This is a genomic window from Nocardia sp. NPDC023733, from assembly GCF_040639775.1.
Classification (GTDB): domain Bacteria; phylum Actinomycetota; class Actinomycetes; order Mycobacteriales; family Mycobacteriaceae; genus Nocardia; species Nocardia rosealba.
This window is the reverse complement of sequence record NZ_JBFAAN010000007.1, coordinates 172,335-197,552: the sequence shown is the minus strand read 5'-3', so window position 1 is coordinate 197,552 and position 25,218 is coordinate 172,335. Positions and strand designations below refer to the sequence as shown.

The following is a 25,218-nucleotide window of genomic DNA, read 5'->3' as shown; positions in this document are numbered from 1 at the left end:
ACGATCGGTCCTCAGAGAGCAGCGGCCAGGATTCGAACGGCCTGGGCCCACAGTTCGGCGAACCGGTCAGCCTGCTTTTCCGTGAACAGAGCGGTGCTCCAGCGGAAGTTGGTCGTCAGGGCTGGGCCTTCGGGGGTGGTGCCGATGCCGGCGATGACGTCTACCGCGTACCGCAAGGGAAGGTCGGGTTCCGGATCGAGCGGAAGGGCGGTGTCGTGGGCTCCCACGAGCAGCGACCATGGATCGTTGTCGTTGCCGCTGAGGTCGATTCGGCCGAGGTAGTTGAATTCCACCTGCGGTTCGGCGGCGTTGCGGAGTTCGTGGGCCCGGTCGACGTAGCGGAGCAGGCCGTAATCGAGCCCCTGGTTGGGGATTTCGCGCAGGTGGCGGATGACGGAGTCGAGCAGCGACCGCGCGGAGGCCGGATCAGCTTGGGCCCGTGCGACATCCACGCACTGCTCGCCGACGCCGAGGCGGACGGGGAACACACTGGTGAACCAGCCGAGAGTGTTGGCGGTGTCGGTGCCGAGTTCGGCGTCGGCGCGGCCGTGGCCCTCGAGGGCGATCAAAGCGCCTGCGGCTGGATCGTTTCCATTGTTCGCGTGCAGCGAGGCCATGGTCATGGTGAGGGCGGTGAGCAGGAATTCGCGGACGCCCTCGTCCTTGCCGATGCGGTCGAGGAGGCGCTGGGTCACCTCGACGGGGGTGGCGACGGTGTTCACGCGCAGACTCGACCAGGTGTCGGACGCGGGGGCGGGGTGCCGGGAACCGAGGGGCGCGTCGGGTTGGCGCACCTGGGACGCCCAATAGTCGCGCTGAGCAAGCACTTCCGGTGTGCTGGCGCGCTGCCACATGGCCTCGGACCACTGCCGGTAGGAGGTGAACTCGGGCAGCATCTTCGGGGCGACGCCGGACTGGATCTGCTGCCAGGCGGCGGCGAGACCGTCGATCATGATGTGCCAGGACACCACGTCGACAGCCAGGTGGTGTACCGCGAGCAAAAGGATGTCGCCGGGATCGCCATCAGCGTCGTCCCTGGAATTGTTCGCGTCGCCCGAGCTCTGGTCGACTTCCGACGAGCCCGGTGCACCCGCGAACCACACCGCGCGCACCATCTCCCCCGACCTCGGGTCGATCGCGTCGTTGGCGATACGCGCGTATTCCGTGATGACGGAATCCAGTTCGGAACCAGCGAGTCCACCCGGCGCTTCGATCACCACGTCGCCCGCGGCAACGACACCGGGCGCGCGGGTGAGCAGACGCGGACCATCGGGCGTATCGGTGAGCACGGCACGCAGGGTGTCGTGTGCGTCGAGGAGGGCTTGGAGCGTGGACTCCAGGCCGGCACGGTCGATTCCGGTGGGCAGGCGGAGCAGGGCGGTCTGGGTGAAGCGGCGGTAGTTGCCGTACTCGTACATCCACGACACGACCGGCAGCGGCGGAACCACACCGTAGGAGTCGGCGCCCGCCTGGGCGGCGGCGGGTGCGTCGTCGACGGCGGCGGCGAGTTCACGGATGGTCGGGCAGGCCAGAACCATGCGCGGGTTGAGCGCGAGGCCTCGGCGGCGGGCCTTGTTCACCAGGGAGATGGCGACGATGGAGTCGACACCGAGTTCGTAGAAGTCGGCGTCGATACCGGGGGCGCGGCCGTCGAAGAGTTCGGCGAAGACCTCGCTGAGCGCGATCTCGGTGGGCGTCTCGGCGGCGGCATTGCTGTCGGCCGACGAAAGTGCTTGTTCGGCGAGCTCGTTCAGCGCGTGCCCGTCGAGTTTGCCGTTGACGTTCACCGGCAACCGGTCGAGGACGACGATGCGCGCCGGGATCATGTACGCGGGCAGGCGCTGCGCGAGGTCGGCGCGCACCCGACTCACCACCACGGCGCGTCCGGCCTTACCGACGACGAAACCGACCAGCGACGCGCCACCGGCACGACGGACCACGGTGACGGCCGCGGTGTCGATATCGGCCGAGCGGCGCAGCGCGGTCTCGATCTCGCCGACCTCGATGCGGTACCCGCGCACCTTCACCTGCGCGTCGGCGCGGCCGAGGTAGCCGAAACGACCACCCGGCAGGCGGCGGACGAGGTCACCGGTGCGGTACATGCGCTGCCCCGGGCGGGCCGGGTCGGCGACGAACCGGTCGGCGGTGATGGCGGGTTTACCCAGGTAACCGCGGGCCAGCTGCACACCCGACAGGTACAGCTCGCCGACGATCCCCTGCGGAACCGGGCGCAGCCGTGAGTCCAGGACGTAGCCGACCATGCCGCCGTTGGCGGTGCCGATCGTCGGGATTTCCGAGGTGGCGACCGGGGCGACGACGGCTTCGACGGTCGTCTCGGTCGGCCCGTAGCAGTTGTACACAGCCGTCCCCGGGAGCGCGCGCAAACGTGCCCACAGGGCAGTATCGATGGCCTCACCACCGAGAGCGAGGACGGACAGCTCACGATCGAGCAAGCCCGCCGCCGCCAGCTGGGCCAGCATCGAGGGGGTGGTGTCGATCATGTCGATGTCGAATTCGGCCATGCCCGAGACGATTCGGTGTGCGTCGCGCATCTCGTCGGCATCGAAAAGATGTAGGGCCTGGCCCGCGAAGAATCCGACCATCGGTTGCCAGGAGGCATCGAACCCGAGCGACCAGGCGTGCGCGATGCGCAGCGGACGACCGAGTTTCGCCATCGCCGGGCGGTAGAACCGCTCGAGATGGTCGGCGAAGTACCCGGCCAGCGCGGCGTTCGTGCCGACGACGCCCTTGGGTTCGCCGGTGGAGCCGGAGGTGAAAATGATGTACGCGGCGTGGTCGAGTTCGCGGCGGACGACGGGAGCCTGCGCGGGGCGGTTCGCGATCCGGTCGACAACCTCGGCGTCATCCAGCACGAGCACCGCCAGACGGGTCGGCAGGTCCTGCTGCGTAATCCCGTCGAGTAGGTGACGATCCTTGTCGAGGACAATGGCGAGAACCGGATTCGACTGGCGCAGAATCGATTCGATGCGCCCGGCGGGCAGGGTGATGTCGACCGGGACATAGGACGCACCGGCGGCGAATGTGGCGAGGATGGTGACGATCGCGTCCGTGCCGCGCGGGAGCATCAGGGCGACAACGGTTTCCGGGCCGACACCGTGTGCGGCGAACTCGGCGCCCAGGCGGCAGGCACGATCGTGCAGCTCCCGGTAGGTGAAGTGCTCGCCCGAGGTGGTCGTGAGGGCGGTGGCGTCCGGGGTCGCGGCGACCTGCCGCTCGAACAGCTCCCAAGGCGTGGAGGAGGGCGCGGATACGAGTTCCGCGGCAGCACTGGCCAGTTCGGCGTGCTCGGCGGGTGTGAGCAGGTCGATGGCGTCGAGGGTCGCCTCGGCGTCGAGTGTGGGCAGGGTGCGCAGGATGGTGACCAGACGGGCGCCGAGGTCGGCGGGGTCGAGGTGACCGAGCAGAGCAGGCACCGCCTCGACCAGGACGAGCAGTTCGCCTTCGCTCATGTGCGAGACCACGGTGAGCGGGTAGTGGGCGAGGCTTTCCATCTCGATGGGCCGGAACTGGGCGCCGTCGGCGGCGGTGACGGTCTTGATCGCGTCGTCGATGGGGGCGTTCTCGAACACGAACAGGGTGTCGAACAGGGCGCCGTGTCCTGCCGCACGCTGCAGGGTCGACAGGCTCAGGTAACCGATATCGCGCATGGTCGACGAATCACGTTGCAGCCGAGCGCATTGCGCGACGACCGGTTCGGTCGACGCGAGCCGGTGCACGACGGGGACGGTGTTGATGAACAGCCCGACCATGCCCTCGACACCGGCCAGCTTTTCGGGGCGGCCGCTGATGGTGGTGCCGTAGACGACATCCGTACGGTCGGTGATCCGGCCCAGCAGCACCGTCCAGGCGAACTGCACAGCGGTATTGAGCGTCATGCCGTTGGCGCGCGCCCACTGCTGCAGAGCTTCGGTTTCGCCGGCGGAGAGCCGAAGTCGCGTGGTCTCGGGGACCGAGGAATCGCGCGCACCGGTGCCGTCGGCCAGCACCAACGGCGCACTCACCTGACCCAGGTACTCGGCCCAGCGGCGCGCGGCGGCCTCGTGGTCCTGGGCGCCGAGCCAGCCGATGTAGTCGCGGTACGGGCGCGGGGCGGGCAGCCCGTCGAGGCTGCCACCCGCCTGGTACACGGCGAGCAGTTCGGTGAAGAACACCGCAACCGCCCAGCCGTCCATCAGGATGTGGTGGGCGGTGAGGATCATCCGCTTGCGCGGCTGCGGCGCGTCGGTGACGTTCAGCAGCAGGATCCGCAAGGCCGGACCACGACTCAGCGTAAACGGCACCCGCCGCTCCGACTCGGCGATGGAGTCGAATTCCGCTGCCACCGCGTCACGTTCGGCCCACGGCAGCTCGGCGTGGGACGGGATGATCTGCACCGGCTTGGGCACGTCGGTGTCCCAGAACGCGGCCCGCAGGTTCGGGTGGCGGTCGAGCATGGCCTGGGCGCTGCGGCGCAGCAGGGCGGCGTCCAGCGGGCCGTCGATGTCGACCACGAACTGCATCGTGTAGAGGTCGATCTCGGTCCCGGCCATCCGCGAAAGAGAGAACAACCCCTCCTGCAGGGGGCTCAACGCGAGTACGTCTTCGATCTGCGGCGCACTCATGCTGCGTCCTTTCCTAGTGGTCGGGTCGTCGGAGAGCCGAGACCCGGTCGACATGCGGCGCCGCACCGTGCCGGGCGGGTACCCGGCAGGTGCGGCGAGGATGTCGGGTTGTTCATCCCTGCGCGGACCACGCCGCGGTGAGGGCGGACAGGGCATCGGAATCCAGGCCGGACGCGCTCATCGGCGCGTGCGTGACCTGCTCGGGCTCTTCGGTTTCCGCCTCGCGGGGAGCGGCATCGACGGCGGCGGCCAGCTCGGTGATGGTCGCGCATTCGAACACCATCTGCGGGGTCAGCGGCAGTCCCTGGGCAGCTGCACGGGCCGACCACTGGATGGAGATGACACTGTCGCCGCCGAGGGCGAAGAAGTTGTCGTCACCGGTGACGTCGTCGATCTCCAGGAGCTCCTCGATCAGGGCGATGAGCGTGCGCTCGGTGTCCGAATCGGCCGTGCCACCGGCCGCGGCCGTCGTGGCGACCGGCGCCGGAACGGCGAGCAGCCGGTCCAGGTCGGCCTGCGGCAGTACCCGCAGGTCCGCGATCGGCTGGTCCGGGTTGTCGGCGAAGGCGCGCAGGGTCGCGGCCAGGGCGTCGGCGATGAGCGCGGCGGTGGCCGGTTCGTACAGGTCGGCGTTGACGACGACGCGCACGTCCATGCCGCCCTCGGCGGTCACGTTCAGGCTCAGGTTCAGATCGAGGAACGAGACGTCGAAGTCGGCGGGCAGCACGGTGACCGTGCTGGCACCCGAGGTCGCGAACGGCAAGGTGGTCGGGGCCCAGTCCGCGCCGCGGAAGTGGATCATGCTCTGGAACAGCGGGTTCCGCGACCGCGAACGGCGCGGATTGAGTGCCTCGACGAGACGCTCGATCGGCAGTTCCTGATGCGCGTTGGCATCGAGCACCACATCGCGGGCACGGGTCACGGTGTCGCGCAGGGTGGTCGCGCCCGACAGATCGTTGCGGAGCACGACCATGTTGGCGAACAACCCGATCAGGTTCGTGGTTGCCGGATCGGTGCGTGCCGCGACGGGCGTGCCGAGCGTGATGTCGGTGCCGCCGCCGAGCCTGTGCAGCAGGGTCGCGACCGCGGCCTCGCACACCATGAATTCGGTTGCGCCACTGCGCTTGGCGAGGGCCTCGAGACCGGAGCGGACGCTCGCGGGCAGTGAGAACGTGACCACCTCGCCGCGCTTGCCGAGCACCGGCGGACGCGGACGGTCGTGGGCCACCGAGATCTCGTCGGGCACCCCGGCCAGCGCGGCGCGCCAGAACTCGATCTGGGTCTGCGCGAATTCGCTCGGCGCCGCCTGGTCGAACAGCTCGCGCTGCCACAGGGCGTAGTCGGCGAACTGGATCGGCAGCGGCTCCCACGCAGGCGCGGTGCCCTGCTCGCTGCGGGCGCGGTAGGCGGTGGTCAGGTCGTCGAGCAGCACACCGAAGGAGGCGTGGTCGGCGACGATGTGGTGCACCAGCAGCGACAGCACGTGGGTGTTCGCGTCGAGTTCGAGAAGTTCGGCGCGCAGCAGCGGCTCACCGTCGAGGGTGAACGCGTAGCGGGCGATCTCGGCCAGCTCGGCCGACACCTGGTCGGCGGCGATCTTCCTGATCGGCAGCGCGACCTCGGTAGCGGGGTGGATCACCTGGTAGGGCACACCCTCGTGCTCGGGGAACGTGCTGCGCAGGGATTCGTGGCGGGCCACGACATCACCGAGCGCGGCGCGCAACGCGGCGATGTCGAGCGGGCCGTCGAAGCGCATGGCCAGCGGGAGGTTGCCGACCGAACCGGCACCTTCCATGCGGTACTGGAACCACATCGCCAGCTGCGAGTACGACAGCGGTATGCGCTCGCCCCGCGGCCGCCCGCCGATCGCGGGGCGGGTGGCCTGTGCGGGAGCGACCGCGTCGGTGCTCGCCGCGGGTGCCGGTTCGGCTGCCTCGTCGAAATCGGAGTCGACCGCATCCAGGTCCATGTCGAACTCGGCGAGGAATCGGGCGACCAGATTCGCGGCGAGCGCGGCGGGCGTCGGGCTGTCGAAGATGACGCGGACATCGAGTTCGATGCCGAATTCCGCACGAACCTGCGCGACCAGACGGGCGGCGAGCAGCGAGTGCCCGCCGAGTTCGAAGAACGAGTCCTCCGCGCCCACCTCGTCGAGATTGAACAGGGCGCCGAACAGCGCGCACATCTTGCGTTCGGTGGCCGTGGCGGGCGCGCGGTGGGTCCGCGCGACGGCCGGGGTGGCGGCGGGCAGGGCGCGCTTGTCGAGCTTGCCGTTGACCGTGAGCGGGACCTCCGGGATCACCGCGAACGCGCTGGGCACCATGAAGTCCGGCAGACCCGCCGCGGCGAAGGCCTGGATCTGTTCGAGGTCGATGAACCCTTCGGCGGGCACCACGTAGGCGGCGAGCATGGCACCGATGGCCGGGTCCTCGGTCACCACGACCACACACTGGGCGACCGACGGATGCGCGGCGATGGCGGCTTCCACCTCGCCGAGTTCGATGCGGAAACCACGCACCTTCACCTGTTCGTCGGCGCGGCCGACGAACTCGAGCTCACCGAAGTTGTTGCGGCGCACCAGGTCACCGGACCGGTACAGGCGGGCGCCGGGGGTGAACGGATCGGCGACGAAACGCTGCGCGCTCAGCGCGGGGCGGTCGAGGTAGCCGCGGGCGAGCTGATCGCCGCCGAGGTAGAGCTCACCGACCACACCGTCGGGCACCAGCTGCAGCGCCTCGTCGAGCACGTAGGTGTAGACGTTGCGGTTGGGCACGCCGATCGGCACCACGCCGGTGCCCTGCGGCCCGTGCACCGGCATGTAGGTCGAGCAGACCACGGCCTCGGTGGGCCCGTAATGGTTGCGCAGTTCGGCTTCCAGGGTGTTGGCGAAGCGGTCGGCCACCTCGCCGGGCAGCGCTTCACCGCCGACGGGAACCTGGCGCAGCGAACGCCATTCGCTCACCTCGGGCAGCAGCAGGCAGGTGCTCAGCATCGACGGGACCATGTGCAGCACGGTCACCTGACGCCGCGTGATGAGGTCGGCGACGTAGCGGATGTCGCGGAACGGCTTGGGTTTCGGCACCACGATCTGCGCACCGACCGACAGCGGGATGGCGATATCGGCGAGCGAGGCGTCGAAACTCACCGACGACGACTGCATCATGCGGTCGGCGGGCGTCATGTCCCACTCGGCGGAGAAGCACACGATGTGTTCGGCGATCGCGTTGTGCGGCACCGGAACACCCTTGGGCTTGCCGGTGGAGCCGGAGGTGTAGATGACGTAGGCGAGGTTGGCCGGGCGCAGCGGGCGCAACCGGTCGGCATCGGTCGGCGCCGAGCCGGGCAGCCCGGTCGCCATCTCCTCGGCGGCGGCCAATTCGACCGCGCCGAGCAACAATCGGGGGTTCGCGTCCTCGATGAGGTACTCGATGCGGTCTTCCGGGTATGCCGGATCGATCGGCAGGTACGCGCCGCCTGCCTTCAGCACGGCGAGCACGGCGACGATGAACTCCACCGAGGTGCCCAGGCGCAGGCCGACGATGTCCTCGGTGCCGATGCCCTGCCCGATCAGCCAGTGCGCCAGGCGATTCGCGCGGGTGTGCAGCTCGGCGTAGGTGAGTTCGGCGGTATCGGAGACCAGCGCGAGTGCGTCGGGCGATGCGGCAGCGGCTGATTCGAACAGGGCTACAAGGGTGGTGGCGGGCTGGTCGACGAGCAGACCGTGGGAGCGGTCGAGCAGTGCAGCACGCTCGTCGGCGGCGAGCATCTCGAGGTCGCGCAGCCTGCGGGTCGGCTCGCGCAATGCGCTGTCGAGGAGCACACCGAAGTGCCCGAGCAACTGATCGACCAGGGCGTCGGACAGCACGTCGGTCTGGTATTCGGCCTCGACCACGGCGGTGCCGTCGGCGTCGAGCACCACAGCGAAGGCCAGCGGCACCTGCGCGCTCACGGCGCCGAGTTCGAGCAGGGTGGAGGTGACGCCGTCGAAGGCGAAACCGTCGGCGCTCTTGCGCACGCTGAAGCCGAGACGGACCAACTGGTCGAGACCGTCGCGACCGGCGACGCGGTCCGGGTTCGCTTCGCGCACCACGCGATCGATACCGACACCGCGGCGCGCGAACGCACCGGTGCAGGTCTCGCGGACGGCGGCGACGAGGGTGGTGAAGTCGTCGCCGGTGCCGATGCCCGCGCGCAGCAACAGGGTGTTACCGAAGTAGCCGATGAGCTGCTCGGTGCCCGCCGGGCGGTCGGTGACGGGAATGGAGACGAGGAAATCGTCGGCGGCGGTGTAGCGGTGCACGAGGGCGTCGAAACCGGCCAGCAGCACCATGAACGGGGTGGCGGCGTGTTCGCGCGCGAACTGTTCGGTGCGGGTGACGAGGTCGGCCGGGAGCCGGTGGGTGCGGCGCTGCGCCTGCCTGCCCGCGGTGGCCGAGGCCGAACCGGGCAGCTCTAGAGGTTCGGGCAGGGGGCGCAAGGCGTCGCGCCAGTAGGCGACGTCGTCGGCCGCGGGTTCAGCGGTGGGGGCGATCGCGGCGAACTGCACGGTGTCCGCCTGCGCGGACGCGCTGTCGGCTTGCTTGGGGACGCTGTTGGCCTGGCCGGGGATGCCGTCGGGTTGTGCGGGCGCAGCGTCGGCCTGCGCGGGCGCGCTGTCGTCCTGCGCGGGCATGGTGCGGTAGGCGGCGTTGAGTTCGGTGAAGAACACCGCCCAGGAGTCGTCGTCCCAGCAGATGTGGTGGATGGTGAACAGCACCACGTGCTGGTCGGCGCCGGTGCGGATCAGGGTGGCGCGCAAAGGCAGCTCGGTGCCGAGGGCGAAGGGGCGGCTGAACTCGCGCTGCGCCAGCACCTCCACCCGCAGGTCACGGCCGGATTCGGCGAGGTCGGTCAGGTCGTGGGTTGTCCACTCGGCGCGGGCGGCGGTGGTGAACACCTGGAACGGTTCGCCCTCGGCGTCCACACCGTAGGTGGTGCGCAGGATGTCGTGACGGGCGACGACGGCGTCGAACGCGGTGTGCAGGCGGTCGGCGTCGAGCGGGCCGGTGAGGCGGTAGGCCACGCAGATGTTGAGGGCGGTGTCCTGCGGGTCGCGGGTCTGCAGGAACCACATGCGGCGCTGACCGGGCGTGAGCGGGCGGCGCTCCCCCGCCGCGATGCGCGGCACGGCGACGGATGCGGTGGACGCGGCCATGCCGCGCTCGCGCAGCTTCTGCTGTAACAGCTGCTTGCGGCGTTCCGCGACGGACAGGGTGGCTTCGGTGTCTGACATGTTCTTTCGGCCCCTAGCCCTGGTTGGTGTTCTGTGCCATCAGCTGCACGACGTCGTCGAGCGACGCGCCGCCGAGAATCGCCGCGACCGGCAGGTCCCGGTCCAGCTCCGCCTTCACGCGCTTGCGGAAGTCCAAGGCCTGCAACGAGTCCAGGCCGAGCGCGACCAAAGGCATGGTGGCGTCGATGGATTCGGCGCTGTCGCCGCCGATCACCTTCAGCAGTTCGGTACGCACACGCAGGTCGAGCGGAGAGCTGTCGGGCTGTACCGGCGTTTGCGCTGCCTCGACCACGGCCTCCGGAGCCGGAGTGACCGAAACAGCTCGGGTGACAACCGAAGCCGTGGAAGGCGATTCGAGACCGGTGAGGACACTGTCCTGACCGAACGCGCCGAGCACCTCGCGCAGGAAGTCCCAGTCGGCGGCGATGATCATGCCGTCGCGCACCGGCGCGGCGAAGCCGGCCTCGATGGCGTCGGCGGGAACCATCGGGAACACGCCCGCCTCTTCCACCCGGGCGAACCCGGCGTCGTCGAGCGGACCCGCCACGCTCCACAGCCCCCACTGCAGGCTGGCCGCGGCGATGCCACGGGTGCGCAGCCTGCGAGCGGCGACATCGAGCATGCGGTTGGTGACCGCGTACAGGATCTGGCCCCGTCCGCCGATGGTCGCCGCCATCGACGAGCACAGCAGCACACGGCAATCGGTGGTCAGCGGCACGGTGTCGATCAGGGTGTCGAGGCCGTGCAGCTTGGCGCGGGCGGCGGTGTGGACGGCCTCGGCGGTGACCTGGTCGAGTTCGGCGTCGACATAGTTCACGGCGGCGTGGATCACCAGATCGGCCGGGCGATCGGCGATCTCGGCGGCGAAGGCCTTCGCCGATTCCGGATCGCTCACATCACAGGACCGCACGACGATCTCGGTGTCACCGAGGCCACGCAGACGCGCCAGTTCTGTTGCCAGGCTGGGGGTTTCACCGCTGCGGCTGAGCAGGGTGACGCGGCCGGTACTCGTGCGCGCCAGGTGATCGGTGAAACGGAGACCGAGCTGACCGGTACCGCCGACGATCACCACATGATCGAGACCCTCGGCGAGCGAACCGGTTTCGGCGGTCTCGTCGACCACCAATCGCTTGACGAAGAGCTTGCCCGCTCGCAGCGCCAGCTCCGCCTCACCGCTGGAATGCACCGCGCCGACGATCCGGGGCGCCTGCGCGATCGGATCATCGTTCGCGGCGAGGTCGAGATGGCGGAACAAGGTGCCAGGGTGTTCGATCCCGACGCTGCGGAACCCGGCCGCGACGCCTGCCTGGAACAGACAGGGGATCGGATCGCTCTCGTGCACAGCCTCGCCACCGACGGTCAGCAACCAGCACTCCCCGCCCGGACGCAGCACGGAAAGCGCTGGGGTCCAGCCTCGTTCGGCGTAAAAAGAGGTCAGTGCGGCGACAGCCGTCGCGGTGTCGTCGGACGCCGACGGTGGCACCAGGACAACGACGGAATCGAACGGCTGCATGCGCACCGAGTCGGGCAGGCCGCGCGCGTCGCCGGGTGCGGCATGCTCTTCGCCGGGTGCGGCGGAGCTCATCGCATCAGCGGCGGATCCTCGATCGTTCGCCTCGGCGCCTGCGCCGACAGCCGGTTTCAGTTCGGCCGGGCCGAGCACCCGAGCCTCGGCACCGTGACGGTCCGCGGCCTTCACCAGGGCGACGGCCAGAGCCGCACATTCACCCGTGTGGTCCACGACGAGCAGGCTGCGCGGGGCGGTCAGGGTGCGGCGCTGGAGCGGGGTCCACTGTTCGATCAGCCGTTGGGGTTTCGGCGTGGTGCTGACGAGTTCGGGCGGAGTTTCCGACTCGTCAGGGGCGGCCCAGAGCCGCTTCGGGGCGGTGACGGTGTGCGGGAAATCGCGCAGCGGCAGCGTGACGGTGTCGTGCACCCGCAGCGCGTCCCAGCGGTACCCGGCGTCGAGCACCGCGACCTGGGCGAGATTACGGGTGAACTCCGAGAGCCCCTCGGCGGTGCGCAGCGACGTTCCGAGGGCACGGAAGTCGCGCTGCGGCAGACCGGGACGCGACGGTACGAGGCCGAGGTTCTCCTGCAGGGCGAGCTGCAGCACGGGGTGTTCGGCGACCTCGATCAGCAGGTCCACGCCGTCGCTGCCCGCCGCGATCACGGCCTTGTCGAAACGCACCCGGTTGCGCAGGTTCCAGTACCAGTAGTCCTGGTGATTCAGGTCGGAGCCGATCTTCGCGCCGAGAGTCGCGCCGTAGCAGTCGATCTCGGATTCGGTGAAGTGCGTACCGCTCATCTCGTCGCCGAGCATGTCCACGAAATCGGAACGCAGTTCGGCGACGATGGAGGTGTGCGCCGGGTAGGCCACGCGGATCTCGCGGGCGAACTGGCCGCGCTCGGTCGCGGTGGCGACCAGGTCGACAATGGTCTCGCGGTCACCGGAGATGGCAAGGATGTGCGGTGAGTTGACCACCGACAGCTCGGCCCAGCCCGAATGCCTGGCCAGCAACGCCTCGCAGGATTCGCGGTCCATGCCGAGCACGGCCATCGAGTAGCCGCGCGGGGAGATGCGCTCGACCAGGCGGGCGCGGTGGGTGACGGCGAGGACCGCGTCGCGCAGGGTCATCACACCCGACACCGCACCGGCCGCGAGCTCGCCCTGGCTGTGCCCGATCGTCGCCTGCGGCGCCACGCCGGCGGCCCGCCACAGCGCGGCGAGGCCGGTCATGTGGAACATCAGGGCGGGCTGTACTTCCCACACCGTGTCCTCGTACTGCCCCTCGTCGCCGAGCAGGTAGTGCAGCGGCTGGGAGTGGCCGAAACGTTCGAGGTGGATGGCGGCGCACTCGTCGACGACGGTGCGGTAGGCCGGTGATTGCGCGTAGAACAGCGCACCCATGCCGGGGCGCTGGCTGCCCTGGCCGGGGAAGACGAAACCGATGCGGCGAGAGCTCGCGGGGACGTCACCGAGAACCACGGTGTCGTGCTCGGCGCCGGTCGCGATCGCATTCAGCGCGGCGCGCAGCTCACTCGACGACTCGGCGTCGTTTCCGTGCACGGCGGGCCGGGCCAGGATCAGCGCTCGCCGACGGCGCGGCAGCCGGGTGCGGAACAGCATGTCGGCCAACCGTTCCGGTGTCACCGCGGGGTGCGCGTCGACGTAGTCGCGCAGGGCGGCGGCCTCGGCACGCAGCCCGTCGGCACTGTCGGAGGACAGCAGCACAGGAACGCTGCCGTCGGGCAGACGGTACTCAGCCATGATTGGTTTCCTCCAGCACCGGCAGGCCGACGATGGCGTGCGCGTTGGTTCCCGCGACACCGAACGACGACACCGCGGCGTAGCGCAGCCCGTCGGGGCGCGGCTTCCACTCGGTCGCCTCGGCCGCTAAACGCAAAGTGGTTGCGCTCCAGTCGATATCGGTGGTCGGCTGGTCCGCCCACAGGCTCGGCGCGATGGTGCCGTGCTCGGCGCACAACAGCACCTTGATGAGCCCGAGCATGCCCGAGGCCGCCTGCGCGTGACCGGCATTGGACTTCACCGAACCGAGCAGCGGGGCATCGGAACGATCAGGGTTGCCGTAAGTCGCGGCGAGCGCGGTCAATTCGAGCGGATCGCCGACGGCGGTTCCGGTGCCGTGGCCCTCGATCAGGCCGATATCGTCGACGCTCACCCCCGCGGCGGCCACGGTCGCCTCGATCAGTCGCTGCTGTGCGTCCGCGCTCGGCACGGCGATCGGCGCACCGGCGCCGTTGTGGTTCACGCGGGAACCGAGCAGCTGTCCGTAGATCCGATGCCCGAGCGCTTTCGCGCGCGACTCTCGTTCCAGCACGATCACGCCCGCGCCCTCACCCCACAGGGTGCCGGTCGGGTCGGCGGCATAGGAACGGCAGTGGCCGTCGGTGGCCAGGGCGTTGTTCTTGGAGAACTCGTAGAACGCGCCGGGCGTGCCCATCACGCACACCCCGCCGGCCAGCGCCCAGTCGCACTCCCCCGCCCGGATCGCCGACGCGGCCTGATGCACGGCGGTGAGCGACGACGCGCACGCGGTGTCCACGCTGATCGACGGACCGACCAGGCCGAGCCCGTGCGAGATCCGCCCGGCCACCGCACCGAGCGCGGTGCCGGTGCCCCGGTATCCGCTGTACTCGTTGACACCCGCCGCGCGCGGACCGTATTCGGTGATCGACACGCCCATGAAGACACCGGCCGGATCACCGTCGAGCGCACCGGGGTTGATGCCCGCGTGCTCGAGCGCGCGCCACGCCACCCGCATGGCCACCCGCTGCTGCGGGTCCATCGCGACCGCCTCGCGCGGCGTGATGCCGAAGAACTGGGCGTCGAATTCCGTCGCGCCGTCCAGGAATCCACCTGCGTCGCGCACGGGCGCCCAGCCGTCGAGCCTGCCGAGGGCGAACAGTTCGGCCAGCGCCCAGTCGCGGTCGCGCGGGAACGGGCCGATCAATTCCCGGCCGTCCGCGAGCGCGGACCAGAAGTCCGGCAGGGTTTCGATGCCGCCGGGGGCCTCGATTCCCATCCCGACGATGACGATGGGATCCACGCTCATCGGGTCAGCGCCTGTCCGGCCAGCACCTCGGCGATGCCGTCGATGTTCTCGTCGACGTAGAAATGCCCACCCGCGAAGAGGTTCACTTCCACCTCGCCCGTGGTGGCCTGGTCCCAGCCGTAGAGGTCGCGCGGGCCGACGAACGGGTCGTCGTCACCGCCGAGCACCAGCACGGGTGCGGCGACGCGCACGCCGGCATCGCAGGAGTAGGCGTCGAAGGCGCGGTAGTCGGCTTTGAGCACGGGCAGCGCCATGCGCATCACCTCGCGGCTGGCCATCACGTCGGCGCCGGTTCCGTTGAGGGCGGCCATGTGGTCGAGCAATTCCTCGTCCTCGGTCGGATGACCAGGTAGCTCGGCGATCCGCTGCGGCGCGGCGGCCGCGGAAACCACCAGCAAACGCACGGACAACCCGGCAGCCTCGGCGAGCCGGGCGAATTCGAAGGCCACGATGGAACCCATGCTGTGGCCGAACACGGTGATCGGGGCGCCGGTGTTGCGCGCGGAGTCACGGAAGGCCTCGAAGGCGCCGCGAGCCAGTTCGGGCAGAGTCTCGGCGGCCGGTTCACGAAGGCGGTCCTGACGGCCGGGGTATTGCACGATCACGGTGTCGAAGTCCTGCGCCATACGCTTGGCGAACACCCGGTAGGCCGATGCGCCCGCGCCCGCGTGCGGGAAGACGATCAGTGGCGGTAGGAAGTCGGTTCGGGGGGCCTGGAATTGCCTGATCCAGCCGAGTTCTCTTGCCATGTCGCTCTCCCTCACCGACCGCGCCTAGCAGCGGCCGTTTCGCACTATCTCTCGCCGGGCCCGGACACGGGCCTACCCGGCGCAGTCGTCCGGGACCGGGGCGAATGTTGTTGCCGCCGAGCCCGAACCAGCTCCGGGCGCGCTCCGGCAACCACCGGGCGATCGGTCGGGCAACAGTAGCATCAACCCATTAGTATAGGCTAGCCTTACCAATCGAGGTGACCAAGGTAACGATGGAATGGAGCACCCAGCAGATGAACCCCGCCGGGACCCCCACCGCGCTACCCCGCGAGCAGACAGACCTGCCCGCTGACGTAGCCGCCGCCCCCGCGCCGAACCTGCCGGTGTTCGAGGCGCCCTTCTCTCTGCGGATGGCCGATCCCGACGGTACCGACCCCGACATGCTCGAAGAGTGGATGGCCCGGCCGCACCTGCTCGAGTCCTGGGAGCAGGACTGGGACGCGCAGCGCCGTCGCGAGAATTTCCGCACCCAGCTGGCCGGAACCTATTCACGTCCCTGCATTCTCAGCCTCGACTTCGCGGTGATCGGTCAACCGGAGAAGGGCGTGGTCGATGTCGCCTACATCGAGTTCTACCGTGCCGCCAAGGACGAGATCGGCAAGCTCTACCACGCCGACGCCGGCGACATCGCCTTCCACATCGCCACCGCCGAGACCGCGGTGATCGGCAAGGGCATCATGTCGGCCTGGATCTCGATCCTGCCCGCCGCCGTGTTCGCGGCCAACCCCGACTGCCGTCGCATGATGGGCGATCCCGACCATCGCAACGAACCGATCCGGCGCAGCCTCGAGAAGTCGGGCTGGCAGAGCATCGGCGAGTTCGACGTCCGCCCGGACCGCCGCATCTTCCTGTACACGGTCCCGCGCACCCCGGCGGATCTGCCTGTTCCCGTCTCCCCGCGAATTTAGGCCAGGCCAGGCGCGGCGCGATTTGCGTTGGCGGCCAGACGAGATCGAGGGTCACGGTCGCCCGTTCCCCGGTGAGTTATCCATGTTCTCGCGAGATCAGTGGGTAACTCACCGCACGGGTCAGCGTGAGACTGCCTGCGCTGCGGAAACGTGGCTGCGCGCCGGAACCGTGCGCAGCACTCGGTCCGACAGCTCGCCCAGGCAGCTGAGGTTCGGGAAGCCGGGGCCCTGCGCCATGGCGGCCATGTTCGGCAGGTACAGCTTGCTCGCCAGCCCGTTGACGGCCAGGTCGTAGCCGATCGACGATTCGATGCGGTTCTGCGTGAGCGGGCCGCCCACAGCCAGTTCCAGCTGATCGGCGGTCTGCTGATCGAACATCTCCAGGAACCACAGCGGCTGACCACCGGTCGCGTCGACGACGAGGTCGAAGTTGTGCACCTGGTCGGCACGCAGTTCGTTGGTCAGCGTGAGCGCGAGCGAATCACCGGCCGGCACGACCTTGGTGACCCGGCCCTGCAGGTGGTGGACCCGGCTGTCGCCGAGCAGACTTTCCTGCACGCGCACCGAGAACACACCGCGATCGGTGCGCCGGATCACGTCACGACGCTCCTGGATGCTCAGCGCGTTCCACTTCACCGGATCGCTGAACAGCGAGTTCTCGAAATAGCTTTCGCCGCGGGTGTAGATGGTGGCCATGGGCGAGATCACCGAGATGGTGAGCATCTCGTGGCGCACGAGTTCGTCGAGCGCGGAGCCCGCGGTCTCGCCGCCGCCGATCACCGCGGCCCGTGAGGCGGCGGGCAGACTGCGCTTGCCCGCCAGGTCCCAGAACTTCGCGATGCTCAGCACGCGCGGGTGTTCGGCCAGGGCGCGGCTGCTGCGGCCGGGGCCGGTGATCATCAGGCCATCGGCGCTCAGTTCGGTGGCGGCGCCGTCGGCGTCGACGACGCGGACCTGCCAGCGGTCGTCGTGGCGGATCTGCTCGACACGGCCGATCACCAGCTCGAGGTCGATCGACTTGGCCACCCACTGCAGGTATTTCGCCCACACGTGGTGCTGCGGGCTCGGCCTGCCGCGGTCGATCCACTCGGCGTAGGTGCCGTGCTCGATGAGGAACGAGGTCCAGCTGTAGGCCGACATGGCCCGGTCGATCTCGCGATTGCGACCGCGCGCCCAGGTGGAGTGGTACGGGAAGCCGATGTCCTTCTCGGGGCTCGTGCCGAGCCGGTGCTGCCCGTCGGTCCAGCCACCGGTGGGCAACCAGTTGCCACCCACCGCATGCGCCTCGACGACGACCACACGTGGCGCGGGCAGGCCGAGCGAGCGCAGGACATGCGATTTGGCCGCTACCGCAAGGGCTTTCGGCCCCGCACCGACCACCAGCAGGGTTTGCACCGGTTCGTTCTCCACTCTCTCAAGCACGGCCCATAGTTGCATAGGCTTACCTTATTTATCCACCGGGGGCAGACAAGTAAGTGTCGTTAGGCTAACCTAACGTTCATGGGTAAGGGATTCAACGGCCTGATGGTCAAGGCTTGGGGTGGCTCGGACTACCGCCTCACGGTGACTGCCAACGAGCAGATCACGGACAAATTCGTGCGGATCAGTTTCACCGCGGGCGGGCTGCTGGCCGACAACCCGGTGCACCCCACGCAGTGGATCCGCCTGTGGATTCCCGACGAGCACAGTGACAAACTGCACCACCGCGGCTACACCCTGGTGAACCAGAACCCGGCCGAGGACACCGTCTGCATCGACTTCGCGCTGCACGACGGACCCGCCGCCAACTGGGCGCGCCGCGCCAAGCCCGGCGACCCGCTCGACGCCAGCGTCCTCGGCTCCGACTTCCAGCTGCCCGAGCAGACCCCCAGCGAGTACGTCGTCTTCGGCGACACCGCCTCGCTCCCGGCTATCAACTCGCTACTGGACGCCATCGGTGACACCCCCGCGCGAGTGTGGCTGGAATGGCAGTACGAATCCGACACGACGATCCCCGTGCACAACAAGCCGCACCACACGGTCACCTGGGTGCAGCGCATCGACGACGGCCGCCTGCTGCGTGAAGCCGCGAACGAAATGACCTGCCCCGCAGACGCTTTCGCCTGGGTCGCCTGCGACGGCCACACCACGCGCTCGATCGTGAAGACCCTCAAGACCCACCACGCTCTGCCCAAGACGGCCATCAAGTACCAGGCCTACTGGAAGTGAGAACGCGGCGCCCGAACGGGCGCCGGTCCTAGACTGGGGATCTCCTACTCCGAGGAGGTCTCCATGTCCGTTCTCGACGTCAGTACCCCGCTCGGCGCGACGGTCGCCGCACGACTGGCCGACGAGCACGTCGTCTGGCTCACCACCATCGGCGCCGACGGCACCCCGCAGCCGAACCCCGTGTGGTTCCTGTGGCGCGAGGACACCTTCCTGATCTACACGATGCCGAAGGCGAAGCGGCTGCAGCACCTGGCGCGCAATCCGCGGGCCTCGCTGAATTTCAACAGCAGCTCGAGCGGTGGCGAGGTGGCCGTGTTCACCGGCTCGGCCCGAGTCGGTGAACCGGTGAGCGACGACGCGCTCGCCGCGTTCGCGAGCAAATACACCAGGGGCTTCGTCGACATCGAGATGACGCGTGACGAGTTCTTCGACACCTACTCCGTCCCGATCCACATCACCCCGGATCACCTGCGCGGCTTCTGATCCCGACAGCGACGGGCGCGACGGAACACCCGTCGCGCCCGTCGTCGTTCTCAGGCGGGTACCGGCTCCAGCCGCCAGCCCGACGCCCGCTCCCGCTCGTTCCAGAACGCGGCGTACCGGCCGTCGAGCGCGAGCAGCTCTGCGTGCGTGCCCTGTTCGACGATTCGACCACCGTCGAGGAACAGGATCTGGTCGGCGTGGGCGATGGTCGCCAAGCGGTGCGCGACCACGAGAACGGTCTTGTCCTTCGCCAGTTCTTGGATGCCGCGCACCACGACGGCCTCGCTGTGCGGGTCGAGCGCGCTCGTCGCCTCGTCGAGCAGCACGATCGGGGCGTCCTTGAGCAAGGCGCGGGCGATCGACACCCGCTGGCGCTCACCGCCCGAGAGCGACGCACCGCCCTCGCCGACCATGGTGTCGAAGCCGTCGGGCAGCCGGTCGACGATCTCGTCGACCCGCGCGGCACGGGCGGCGCGCAGCACCTCGTCCTCGCTCGCGTCGGGTTTGCCGATGCGGATGTTGTCGGCCACCGAGCGGTTGAACAGGTAGACGTTCTGGAAGACCAGGGCGAGCTGATCGAGCAGCGTGTTCGACGGTTGCTCGCGCACATCGTGTTCGCTCACCGAGACCGCGCCGGAATCCACATCGTAGAAGCGGGCGGCCAGGCGCAGCAGGGTGGTCTTGCCCGCGCCGCTCGGCCCGACGATGGCGGTGGTCGTGCCCGCCGGGACGGTGAAGGTCAGGTCGCTGAGCACGGGTTCGCCGGGGCGGTAGCCGAAGCTCACCTTGTCGAAGACGACGGCGGGCGCACCGGGCGTGACCGGCTCGGTCGGCATCGGCAGGGTCGGCTCGGCCAGCAGTTCGGTGATGCGGTCGGCGGCCGAGGCGGCCGACCGCAGCGCGGCGCCGAGCTGGGCGGCCTGGTTCACCGGCTCGATGAACCGCGAACTCACCGCGATCAGGGCGATGGCGGCGACGGCCGAGATGGTGCCGTCGGTTACCTGGACCACCGCGAGGTAGGCGAGCACGAGGAACACCGCCTGCACGAACAGGGCGAACACGATCAGGCCGGGCACCGTGGCCACCATCATCTTGCGCACCGCGCCACGCTGGCGGACCAGCGCCGCCTCGAGCGCCTTGTTGCCGGTGCCGACCGCGCCGAACGCGCGGAGCACCGGTTGGGCCTGCGCGAATTCGACCACCCGCGAATCGGCTTCGGCCGCCGCCTCGTGCAGCCGTGCGTCGGCACCGGTGTAGGCGCGGTTGGCGACCGCGTTGACCAGGTACAGCACCGGCGCGGCCAGCAGCATCGCGACACCGATGCGCCAGTCGATGAACAGCATGCCGAGCGCGACGACCACCGGAACGATCACACCGGTGAGCACCTTGGTGAGCAGATAGGCGATCAGGCCTTGCATCTCGCGCACCTGCTCGACCATCACCCGCGAGAGCGGGCCTGCCTCACGGCCTTCGAACCAGCCGAGCGGCAGTTCGTTGAGCTTGTCGCCGAGGCGGGTCTGCAGCCCACGCTGCATACCGAGGCCGATGCGCAGACCGATGACGGCCTGCAGGTAGCCGAACACCACCACGCCTGCTACGGCCGCGGTCATGCCGAGTGCCCAGGCCCACGCGCCGCTCAGGTCGTCGCCGAACAGCGCCTCGAGTAACGGGACGAGCAACAGGTACGCGATGGCCTGGCACACGGCCTGCAGCACGATGGCGGCCAGCAGACGCGGGACGAGCGGGGCGAACTCGCCGGGGACGAGGCGGAAAACCTTGCGGATCATCGTGTTTCCTCCACCAGGGCGAGCGTGCCGAGCGCGGCCTCGTTGATGTCCCACAGGCGCTGATACAGCCCGCCCGTGGAGCGCAGTTCGTCGTGGGTGCCCTGTTCGACGAGAGTTCCGTTGTCCAGCACCAGGATTCGGTCGACGCCGGTGACGGTGTGCAGGCGGTGCGCGATGACGAGCACGGTGCGGCCCGCGACCAGCGCGGCGAGCGCGTCCTGCACGGCGGCCTCCGACTCGGGGTCGGCGAAGGCCGTCGCCTCGTCCAGGACGAGGACCGGGGTGTCGGCCAGCAGGGCGCGGGCGATCGAAAGACGCTGTGCCTCACCGCCGGACAGCGTGGCGTCCACACCGATCTCGGAGTCGTATCCGCGTGGCAGCGCGACGATCCGGTCGTGGATCTGGGCGGCGCGGGCGGCTCGTTCGATGGCCGTGTCGTCGGCGCCGGGTCGGGCGAGCAGCAGATTCTCGCGGATCGAACCGCGGATCAAGCGCACGTCCTGGAACACGAAACCGACCGTGCGATACAGCGCTTCGCTGCTGAACTCGCGGATATCGCGACCGTCGATGGTGATTCGGCCCGCACCGACGTCGTAGAAACGCGGCAGCAGTTTGGCGAGGGTGGATTTGCCGGAACCGCTCGGGCCGACCAGCGCGGTGATGGTGCCCGGCGCCAGTTCCAGATCGATGCCGCGCAACACGTTGTGGCCTGTGCGGTAACCGAATTCGACATTTTCGAAGCGGACCACACCGCGCTCGACCGGCACGTCACCGATCGACTCGGCGATCTCGAGTTCCGGCGTCTGGCGCAGCTCGTGCAACCGCAGCGCCGCTGCCCCACCGGCCCGCAATGCCTGCGACCCGTAACCGAGGCCGAGCAGCGAGCTACCGATACCGAGCCCGACCAGCAGGAACGGCAGCAGGTCGAGCGGTTCCACCCAACCCGCGCCGACGAACGCCAGCCCGGCGAGCACGACGACGAGCATCACGAACACCGGCGTGACGACGATGTCGGAGGCCGATTGCACCCGGATGATCGGCATCTTCAACCGGTGCGCGGCATTCACCTGACCGTCGACGGCGGCCTGGAACTCACTGTGCGCCTTGCCCGCCTGACCGAACGCGCGAACCACCTGGATGCCGTCGACGAACTCGATGGTGGCCTCGGCGGTGCGCCGCTCCCACCGGGTGTAGACGGCGAGGCGGTCGCGACCGTCGCGGTCCATGATCCGGCCGAACAGCACGAAGTAGGCGATCAGCGGGATCAGCAGCACCAGGGTGAGCCGCCAGTCGACGGTGAACAGATACCCGAGGGTGACCAGCGGAACCACCAGCGCGCCGACGAACTCGAGCCGCGCGTGCGCGACCAGATAGTGCAGTGCCTCCACATCGTCGCGCAGATAGGTCTTCACCTCGCCGGAGCTGCGCTCGCCGAACCAACCGAGCGGCACCCGGGTGAGCTTGGCCGCGAGCAGACGGCGCAGGGTGAGCTGGTAGCCGGCGTCGGCCGCGTGCGACCAGGTGAGGGCGACGGCCTGCAGCAGCGCTCGCAGGACGAGCACCGCGACGGCCGCGCCGAACAGCCACCACACCCGGTCGGTGTCGACCGGGGTCGTGAGCAGTTCCCGGCACGCCTGCACGATCAGCAGGAACGGGACCACGCTGCACACCGAAGCCACCCCGACGATCAGGCTCGCCGCTGTGAGCATGCCCGCCACCGGGGCCAGGATGTCCTTGCGCGCCTGCGCTTCTCGTTGCTTCTGCGCTTTCGCGGCCGCCTTGGACGGCCGGTTGCCCGACTCCACCCCCGGCGGCGGCGCTACCTGCACCGTCATACGTTCTGCCCTCTCGACCTGTCCACAGCAAGCTCTGCCGATGTAGGTTAGCCTAAGTTGAGTGGTTGTGGCCGGGTGGGGAAGGTTGCGTGAACTGCCAGTCAACCCCGGCGATATCGCACCGAATCGGGCGTAATTTGCTCCTACCTTGTTATCCATCGACACGGTGGGAGTGCGAAAATGTTTGTCACGTCAATTATTTCGGCAATTGCGGACTGCCGGACCGACCCCGGGAATATGACACCCGAACAAGCGCATCGGGCCATGCAGATACACCTCGAATGCAGCGTCGACCTGTGCCGGGTGCGGCGGCGTGCGCGCCAGATTCTCGTCGAGGCGAAATTGATGGTTCTGGATCAACGCGCCGGCTGAGGATTGATACCCGAATTTCGGGGCATGCCCCAGTCGTGTTCACTCACCTGCCCCCATCGGCCGCCTGGATACAGCACCAGGCGCGAACCGGTTTCGAAGTGACGTATTTCCGCGACGGTGATCGTGGCGTGCTCGTCGAAGGGTGCGCCACCGGAACCGAGGACGGCGCCGTCTGGGTGATCGACTACCGGCTGCGGCTCGACGGCAGCTGGCACACCCGTTCGGCGCAGATCACCGGACGCTATCCCGACGGCAGGCGCACGCTCACCGTGCACTCCGACGGGCTCGGACGCTGGCAGGTCGACGGTGCCACCGCACCCGAACTGGACGGGTGCCTCGACGTCGACCTCGAGGCATCGGTATTCACCAACTCGCTCCCGGTGCGCAGGCTGGCACTCGACATCGGCGACTCGGCCGACGCGCCCGCGGTCTACATCCGCGCCGCCGACCTGAAGACGGTGCGACTGCCGCAGCACTACCGCCGGGCCACCGACGGCGACGACGGGCCACGCTTCGACTACACCTCGTCGGATTTCGACTACCGCGCCACCCTGTCCTACGACGATGCGGGGTTGATCCTCGACTACCCGGATCTGGCCCGGCGCACGGTCTGAACGGGGGCCTGTGGCGGGGCCGGGTGGTCCGGCGGCGAGACTGTCGGTATGCGACGCAGGCAGCAGCCGCCGCTGCCCAAGCGGCACGGCCTCGACCCGGCCCGGCTCCGTCTCCCGGAGGACGGACACTGGGCGACCGTGCGCGACCACCTCGTCGAGCGGTTGCCGCGGGTGGATCCGGCGCGCATCGACGAGATGCTGCGCGCGGGCGAGATCGTCGACCTGGACGGGCCGCTCGCGCCCGACGCGCCGTACGTCGCGGGCGGTGCGGTCTGGTTCCATCGCGACCTGCCCGTGGAGCAGGAAGTACCGTTCGAGATCGGCATCGTGCACCGCGACGACGACATCCTCGTCATCGACAAACCGCACTTCCTCGCGACCATTCCGCGCGGCCAGCACATCCTGCAGACCGCGCTGGTCCGGTTGCGGCGCGAACTCGACCTGCCCGACCTGATCCCGGCGCACCGCCTCGACCGGGTGACCGCCGGACTGATCCTGTTCGTGGTGAATCCGGCCGTGCGCGGGGCGTATCAGACGATGTTCGGGCACCGGACCGTGCGCAAGGAATACGAGGCGATCGCGCCCTACGACCCCACATTGGAGCTGCCGAGGGTCGTGCGCAGCCGGATCATCAAGGAAAAGCATGTGCTCGCCGCGCAGGAAGTGCCCGGAGTGCCCAATGCCGAGACCCACGTGGAGCTCGTCGAGCATCGCGACGGGCTCGGCCGGTACCGATTGCGGCCGCACACCGGGCGCACCCACCAACTGCGGCTGCATATGAACAGCCTCGGCGTACCGATCCTCGGCGACGATTTCTATCCGGTCGTCACCGACAAATCCGTCGACGACTACACGCGGCCCCTGCAATTACTGGCGGCCACCCTCGAATTCACCGACCCGATCAGTCGCGTGCCCCGGCGATTCGAATCGCGGCGAACTCTGCAGGCGTGGCACGATTTGCCGGGTTGGTCCGGATCGGCTGTCGAGTAGCTCACGGACCGTTTCCCTTCTGTAATAAATCCGTACACTCGACCGGGTGCCCGTCTCCGCCGATCCCCGACCCGGACTGCACGCGTATATCGATATCGCCGTCGTGGTGGTCGTGCTCGCCGGAACCAATCTGATCGCACACTTCACCACCGCTTGGGCCAATATCGTCACCGTGCCCGTCGCGGCATTCCTGCTGCTCGCACTGATGCGCAAACGCGGGCTCGGCTGGGCCGAACTCGGACTGTCACCCAGGCACTGGCGCCGGGGCACCGTCTACGCGCTCGGCGCGGTGGGGATCGTGCTCACGGCTGTCGCGATCGGGGCATTGCTGCCGATCACCAGGCCCTTCTTCCTTGCCGACCGGTACGCCACCATCTCCGGCGCACTGATCGCGTCGATGATCGTCATCCCCTTGCAGACCGTGATCCCCGAGGAACTAGCCTTCCGCGGCGTCCTGCACGGCACCCTCGACCGGGTGCTCGGTGTGCGCGGCCTGTTCGCGGCCGGCTCGCTGCTCTTCGGCCTCTGGCACATCGCCTCCTCCCTCGGCCTCACCGCGAGCAATACCGGTTTGTCCGGCATCGTCGGCGGCGGCCTCGCGGGCCAGGTCATCGGCATCACCCTCGCCGTCGCCGCCACCGCCGCCGCGGGCGTCGTCTTCACCTGGCTCCGCCGCCGCAGCGGCAGCCTTCTCGCCCCCATCGCCCTGCACTGGTCCCTCAACGGAGCAGGCGCCCTCGCCGCAGCCCTCGTCTGGCACACCGCACTGGCCTAGCATCG

At 69.0% G+C, this 25,218-nt stretch carries 15 protein-coding genes; 7 read left to right on the top strand and 8 right to left on the bottom strand.

Going from position 1 to position 25,218, the window contains the following annotated elements; translation table 11 throughout:
* Positions 1–11 precede the first annotated feature (11 nt).
* The 5 genes from AB0F86_RS24645 to AB0F86_RS24625 all read right to left on the bottom strand — a co-directional run bounded on the left by AB0F86_RS24645 (position 12) and on the right by AB0F86_RS24625 (position 15,220).
* Positions 12–4,622, bottom strand: a complete 4,611-nt coding sequence (locus AB0F86_RS24645) for an amino acid adenylation domain-containing protein (RefSeq protein WP_356985942.1) — start codon at positions 4,620–4,622, stop codon at positions 12–14.
* Between the two features lie 112 nt (positions 4,623–4,734).
* On the bottom strand, positions 4,735–9,894 hold the full coding sequence (locus AB0F86_RS24640) for an amino acid adenylation domain-containing protein (RefSeq protein WP_356985943.1): 5,160 nt from the start codon (positions 9,892–9,894) through the stop codon (positions 4,735–4,737).
* A 13-nt stretch (positions 9,895–9,907) separates the two neighbouring features.
* On the bottom strand, positions 9,908–13,165 hold the full coding sequence (nbtC, locus tag AB0F86_RS24635) for a nocobactin polyketide synthase NbtC (protein WP_356985944.1): 3,258 nt from the start codon (positions 13,163–13,165) through the stop codon (positions 9,908–9,910).
* The gene (locus AB0F86_RS24630) at positions 13,158–14,471 is read right to left on the bottom strand and encodes a polyketide synthase (RefSeq protein ID WP_356985945.1); all 1,314 of its coding nucleotides are present in this window, start codon (positions 14,469–14,471) and stop codon (positions 13,158–13,160) included. Before AB0F86_RS24630 ends, nbtC begins: the two co-directional genes overlap by 8 nt.
* Positions 14,468–15,220, bottom strand: coding sequence for an alpha/beta fold hydrolase (locus AB0F86_RS24625; RefSeq protein ID WP_356985946.1), 753 nt, complete (start codon positions 15,218–15,220; stop codon positions 14,468–14,470). Before AB0F86_RS24625 ends, AB0F86_RS24630 begins: the two co-directional genes overlap by 4 nt.
* Before the next feature lie 254 nt (positions 15,221–15,474).
* Here AB0F86_RS24625 and AB0F86_RS24620 point away from each other — a divergent pair, with 254 nt between their 5' ends.
* Positions 15,475–16,149, top strand: a complete 675-nt coding sequence (locus tag AB0F86_RS24620; protein WP_356986025.1) for a GNAT family N-acetyltransferase — start codon at positions 15,475–15,477, stop codon at positions 16,147–16,149.
* A 120-nt stretch (positions 16,150–16,269) separates the two neighbouring features.
* On the opposite strand, the gene AB0F86_RS24615 is transcribed toward AB0F86_RS24620, so the two are convergent.
* Positions 16,270–17,544, bottom strand: coding sequence for a SidA/IucD/PvdA family monooxygenase (locus AB0F86_RS24615; RefSeq protein WP_356986026.1), 1,275 nt, complete (start codon positions 17,542–17,544; stop codon positions 16,270–16,272).
* A gap of 105 nt (positions 17,545–17,649) precedes the next feature.
* Here AB0F86_RS24615 and AB0F86_RS24610 point away from each other — a divergent pair, with 105 nt between their 5' ends.
* Positions 17,650–18,357, top strand: coding sequence for a siderophore-interacting protein (locus AB0F86_RS24610; protein ID WP_067641069.1), 708 nt, complete (start codon positions 17,650–17,652; stop codon positions 18,355–18,357).
* Positions 18,358–18,420: 63 nt separating this feature from the next.
* Positions 18,421–18,840, top strand: a complete 420-nt coding sequence (locus AB0F86_RS24605) for a TIGR03667 family PPOX class F420-dependent oxidoreductase (RefSeq protein ID WP_356985947.1) — start codon at positions 18,421–18,423, stop codon at positions 18,838–18,840.
* Between the two features lie 50 nt (positions 18,841–18,890).
* On the opposite strand, the gene AB0F86_RS24600 is transcribed toward AB0F86_RS24605, so the two are convergent.
* Together AB0F86_RS24600 and AB0F86_RS24595 are read right to left on the bottom strand one after the other, a co-directional pair.
* A complete protein-coding gene (locus tag AB0F86_RS24600; RefSeq protein WP_356985948.1) occupies positions 18,891–20,627 on the bottom strand; it encodes an ABC transporter ATP-binding protein in 1,737 nt (578 codons plus the stop codon).
* Complete coding sequence (locus tag AB0F86_RS24595) at positions 20,624–22,462, bottom strand: ABC transporter ATP-binding protein (RefSeq protein ID WP_356985949.1); 1,839 nt, start codon at positions 22,460–22,462, stop codon at positions 20,624–20,626. Before AB0F86_RS24595 ends, AB0F86_RS24600 begins: the two co-directional genes overlap by 4 nt.
* A 180-nt stretch (positions 22,463–22,642) precedes the next feature.
* Here AB0F86_RS24595 and AB0F86_RS24590 point away from each other — a divergent pair, with 180 nt between their 5' ends.
* The 4 genes from AB0F86_RS24590 to AB0F86_RS24575 are packed head-to-tail and all read left to right on the top strand — an operon-like array spanning position 22,643 to position 25,213.
* The gene (locus AB0F86_RS24590) at positions 22,643–22,834 is read left to right on the top strand and encodes a hypothetical protein (protein ID WP_067491136.1); all 192 of its coding nucleotides are present in this window, start codon (positions 22,643–22,645) and stop codon (positions 22,832–22,834) included.
* 35 nt (positions 22,835–22,869) lie between these two features.
* Complete coding sequence (locus AB0F86_RS24585; protein ID WP_225281840.1) at positions 22,870–23,448, top strand: putative glycolipid-binding domain-containing protein; 579 nt, start codon at positions 22,870–22,872, stop codon at positions 23,446–23,448.
* Between the two features lie 48 nt (positions 23,449–23,496).
* The gene (locus tag AB0F86_RS24580; RefSeq protein WP_356985950.1) at positions 23,497–24,438 is read left to right on the top strand and encodes an RluA family pseudouridine synthase; all 942 of its coding nucleotides are present in this window, start codon (positions 23,497–23,499) and stop codon (positions 24,436–24,438) included.
* A gap of 46 nt (positions 24,439–24,484) precedes the next feature.
* Positions 24,485–25,213: a CPBP family intramembrane glutamic endopeptidase gene (locus AB0F86_RS24575; protein ID WP_133733959.1), complete on the top strand. Its 729-nt coding sequence runs from the start codon at positions 24,485–24,487 to the stop codon at positions 25,211–25,213.
* Positions 25,214–25,218 lie beyond the last annotated feature (5 nt).

Coding starts and splice junctions, on each gene's coding strand:
- AB0F86_RS24625 (WP_356985946.1), bottom strand. CDS start 15,220: ATGGCAAGAGAACTCGGCTGGATCAGGCAATTCCAGGCCCCCCGAACC.
- AB0F86_RS24600 (WP_356985948.1), bottom strand. CDS start 20,627: ATGATCCGCAAGGTTTTCCGCCTCGTCCCCGGCGAGTTCGCCCCGCTC.
- nbtC (WP_356985944.1), bottom strand. CDS start 13,165: ATGGCTGAGTACCGTCTGCCCGACGGCAGCGTTCCTGTGCTGCTGTCC.
- AB0F86_RS24580 (WP_356985950.1), top strand. CDS start 23,497: ATGCGACGCAGGCAGCAGCCGCCGCTGCCCAAGCGGCACGGCCTCGAC.
- AB0F86_RS24605 (WP_356985947.1), top strand. CDS start 18,421: ATGTCCGTTCTCGACGTCAGTACCCCGCTCGGCGCGACGGTCGCCGCA.
- AB0F86_RS24590 (WP_067491136.1), top strand. CDS start 22,643: ATGTTTGTCACGTCAATTATTTCGGCAATTGCGGACTGCCGGACCGAC.
- AB0F86_RS24610 (WP_067641069.1), top strand. CDS start 17,650: ATGGGTAAGGGATTCAACGGCCTGATGGTCAAGGCTTGGGGTGGCTCG.
- AB0F86_RS24645 (WP_356985942.1), bottom strand. CDS start 4,622: ATGAGTGCGCCGCAGATCGAAGACGTACTCGCGTTGAGCCCCCTGCAG.
- AB0F86_RS24595 (WP_356985949.1), bottom strand. CDS start 22,462: ATGACGGTGCAGGTAGCGCCGCCGCCGGGGGTGGAGTCGGGCAACCGG.
- AB0F86_RS24620 (WP_356986025.1), top strand. CDS start 15,475: ATGAACCCCGCCGGGACCCCCACCGCGCTACCCCGCGAGCAGACAGAC.
- AB0F86_RS24630 (WP_356985945.1), bottom strand. CDS start 14,471: ATGAGCGTGGATCCCATCGTCATCGTCGGGATGGGAATCGAGGCCCCC.
- AB0F86_RS24640 (WP_356985943.1), bottom strand. CDS start 9,894: ATGTCAGACACCGAAGCCACCCTGTCCGTCGCGGAACGCCGCAAGCAG.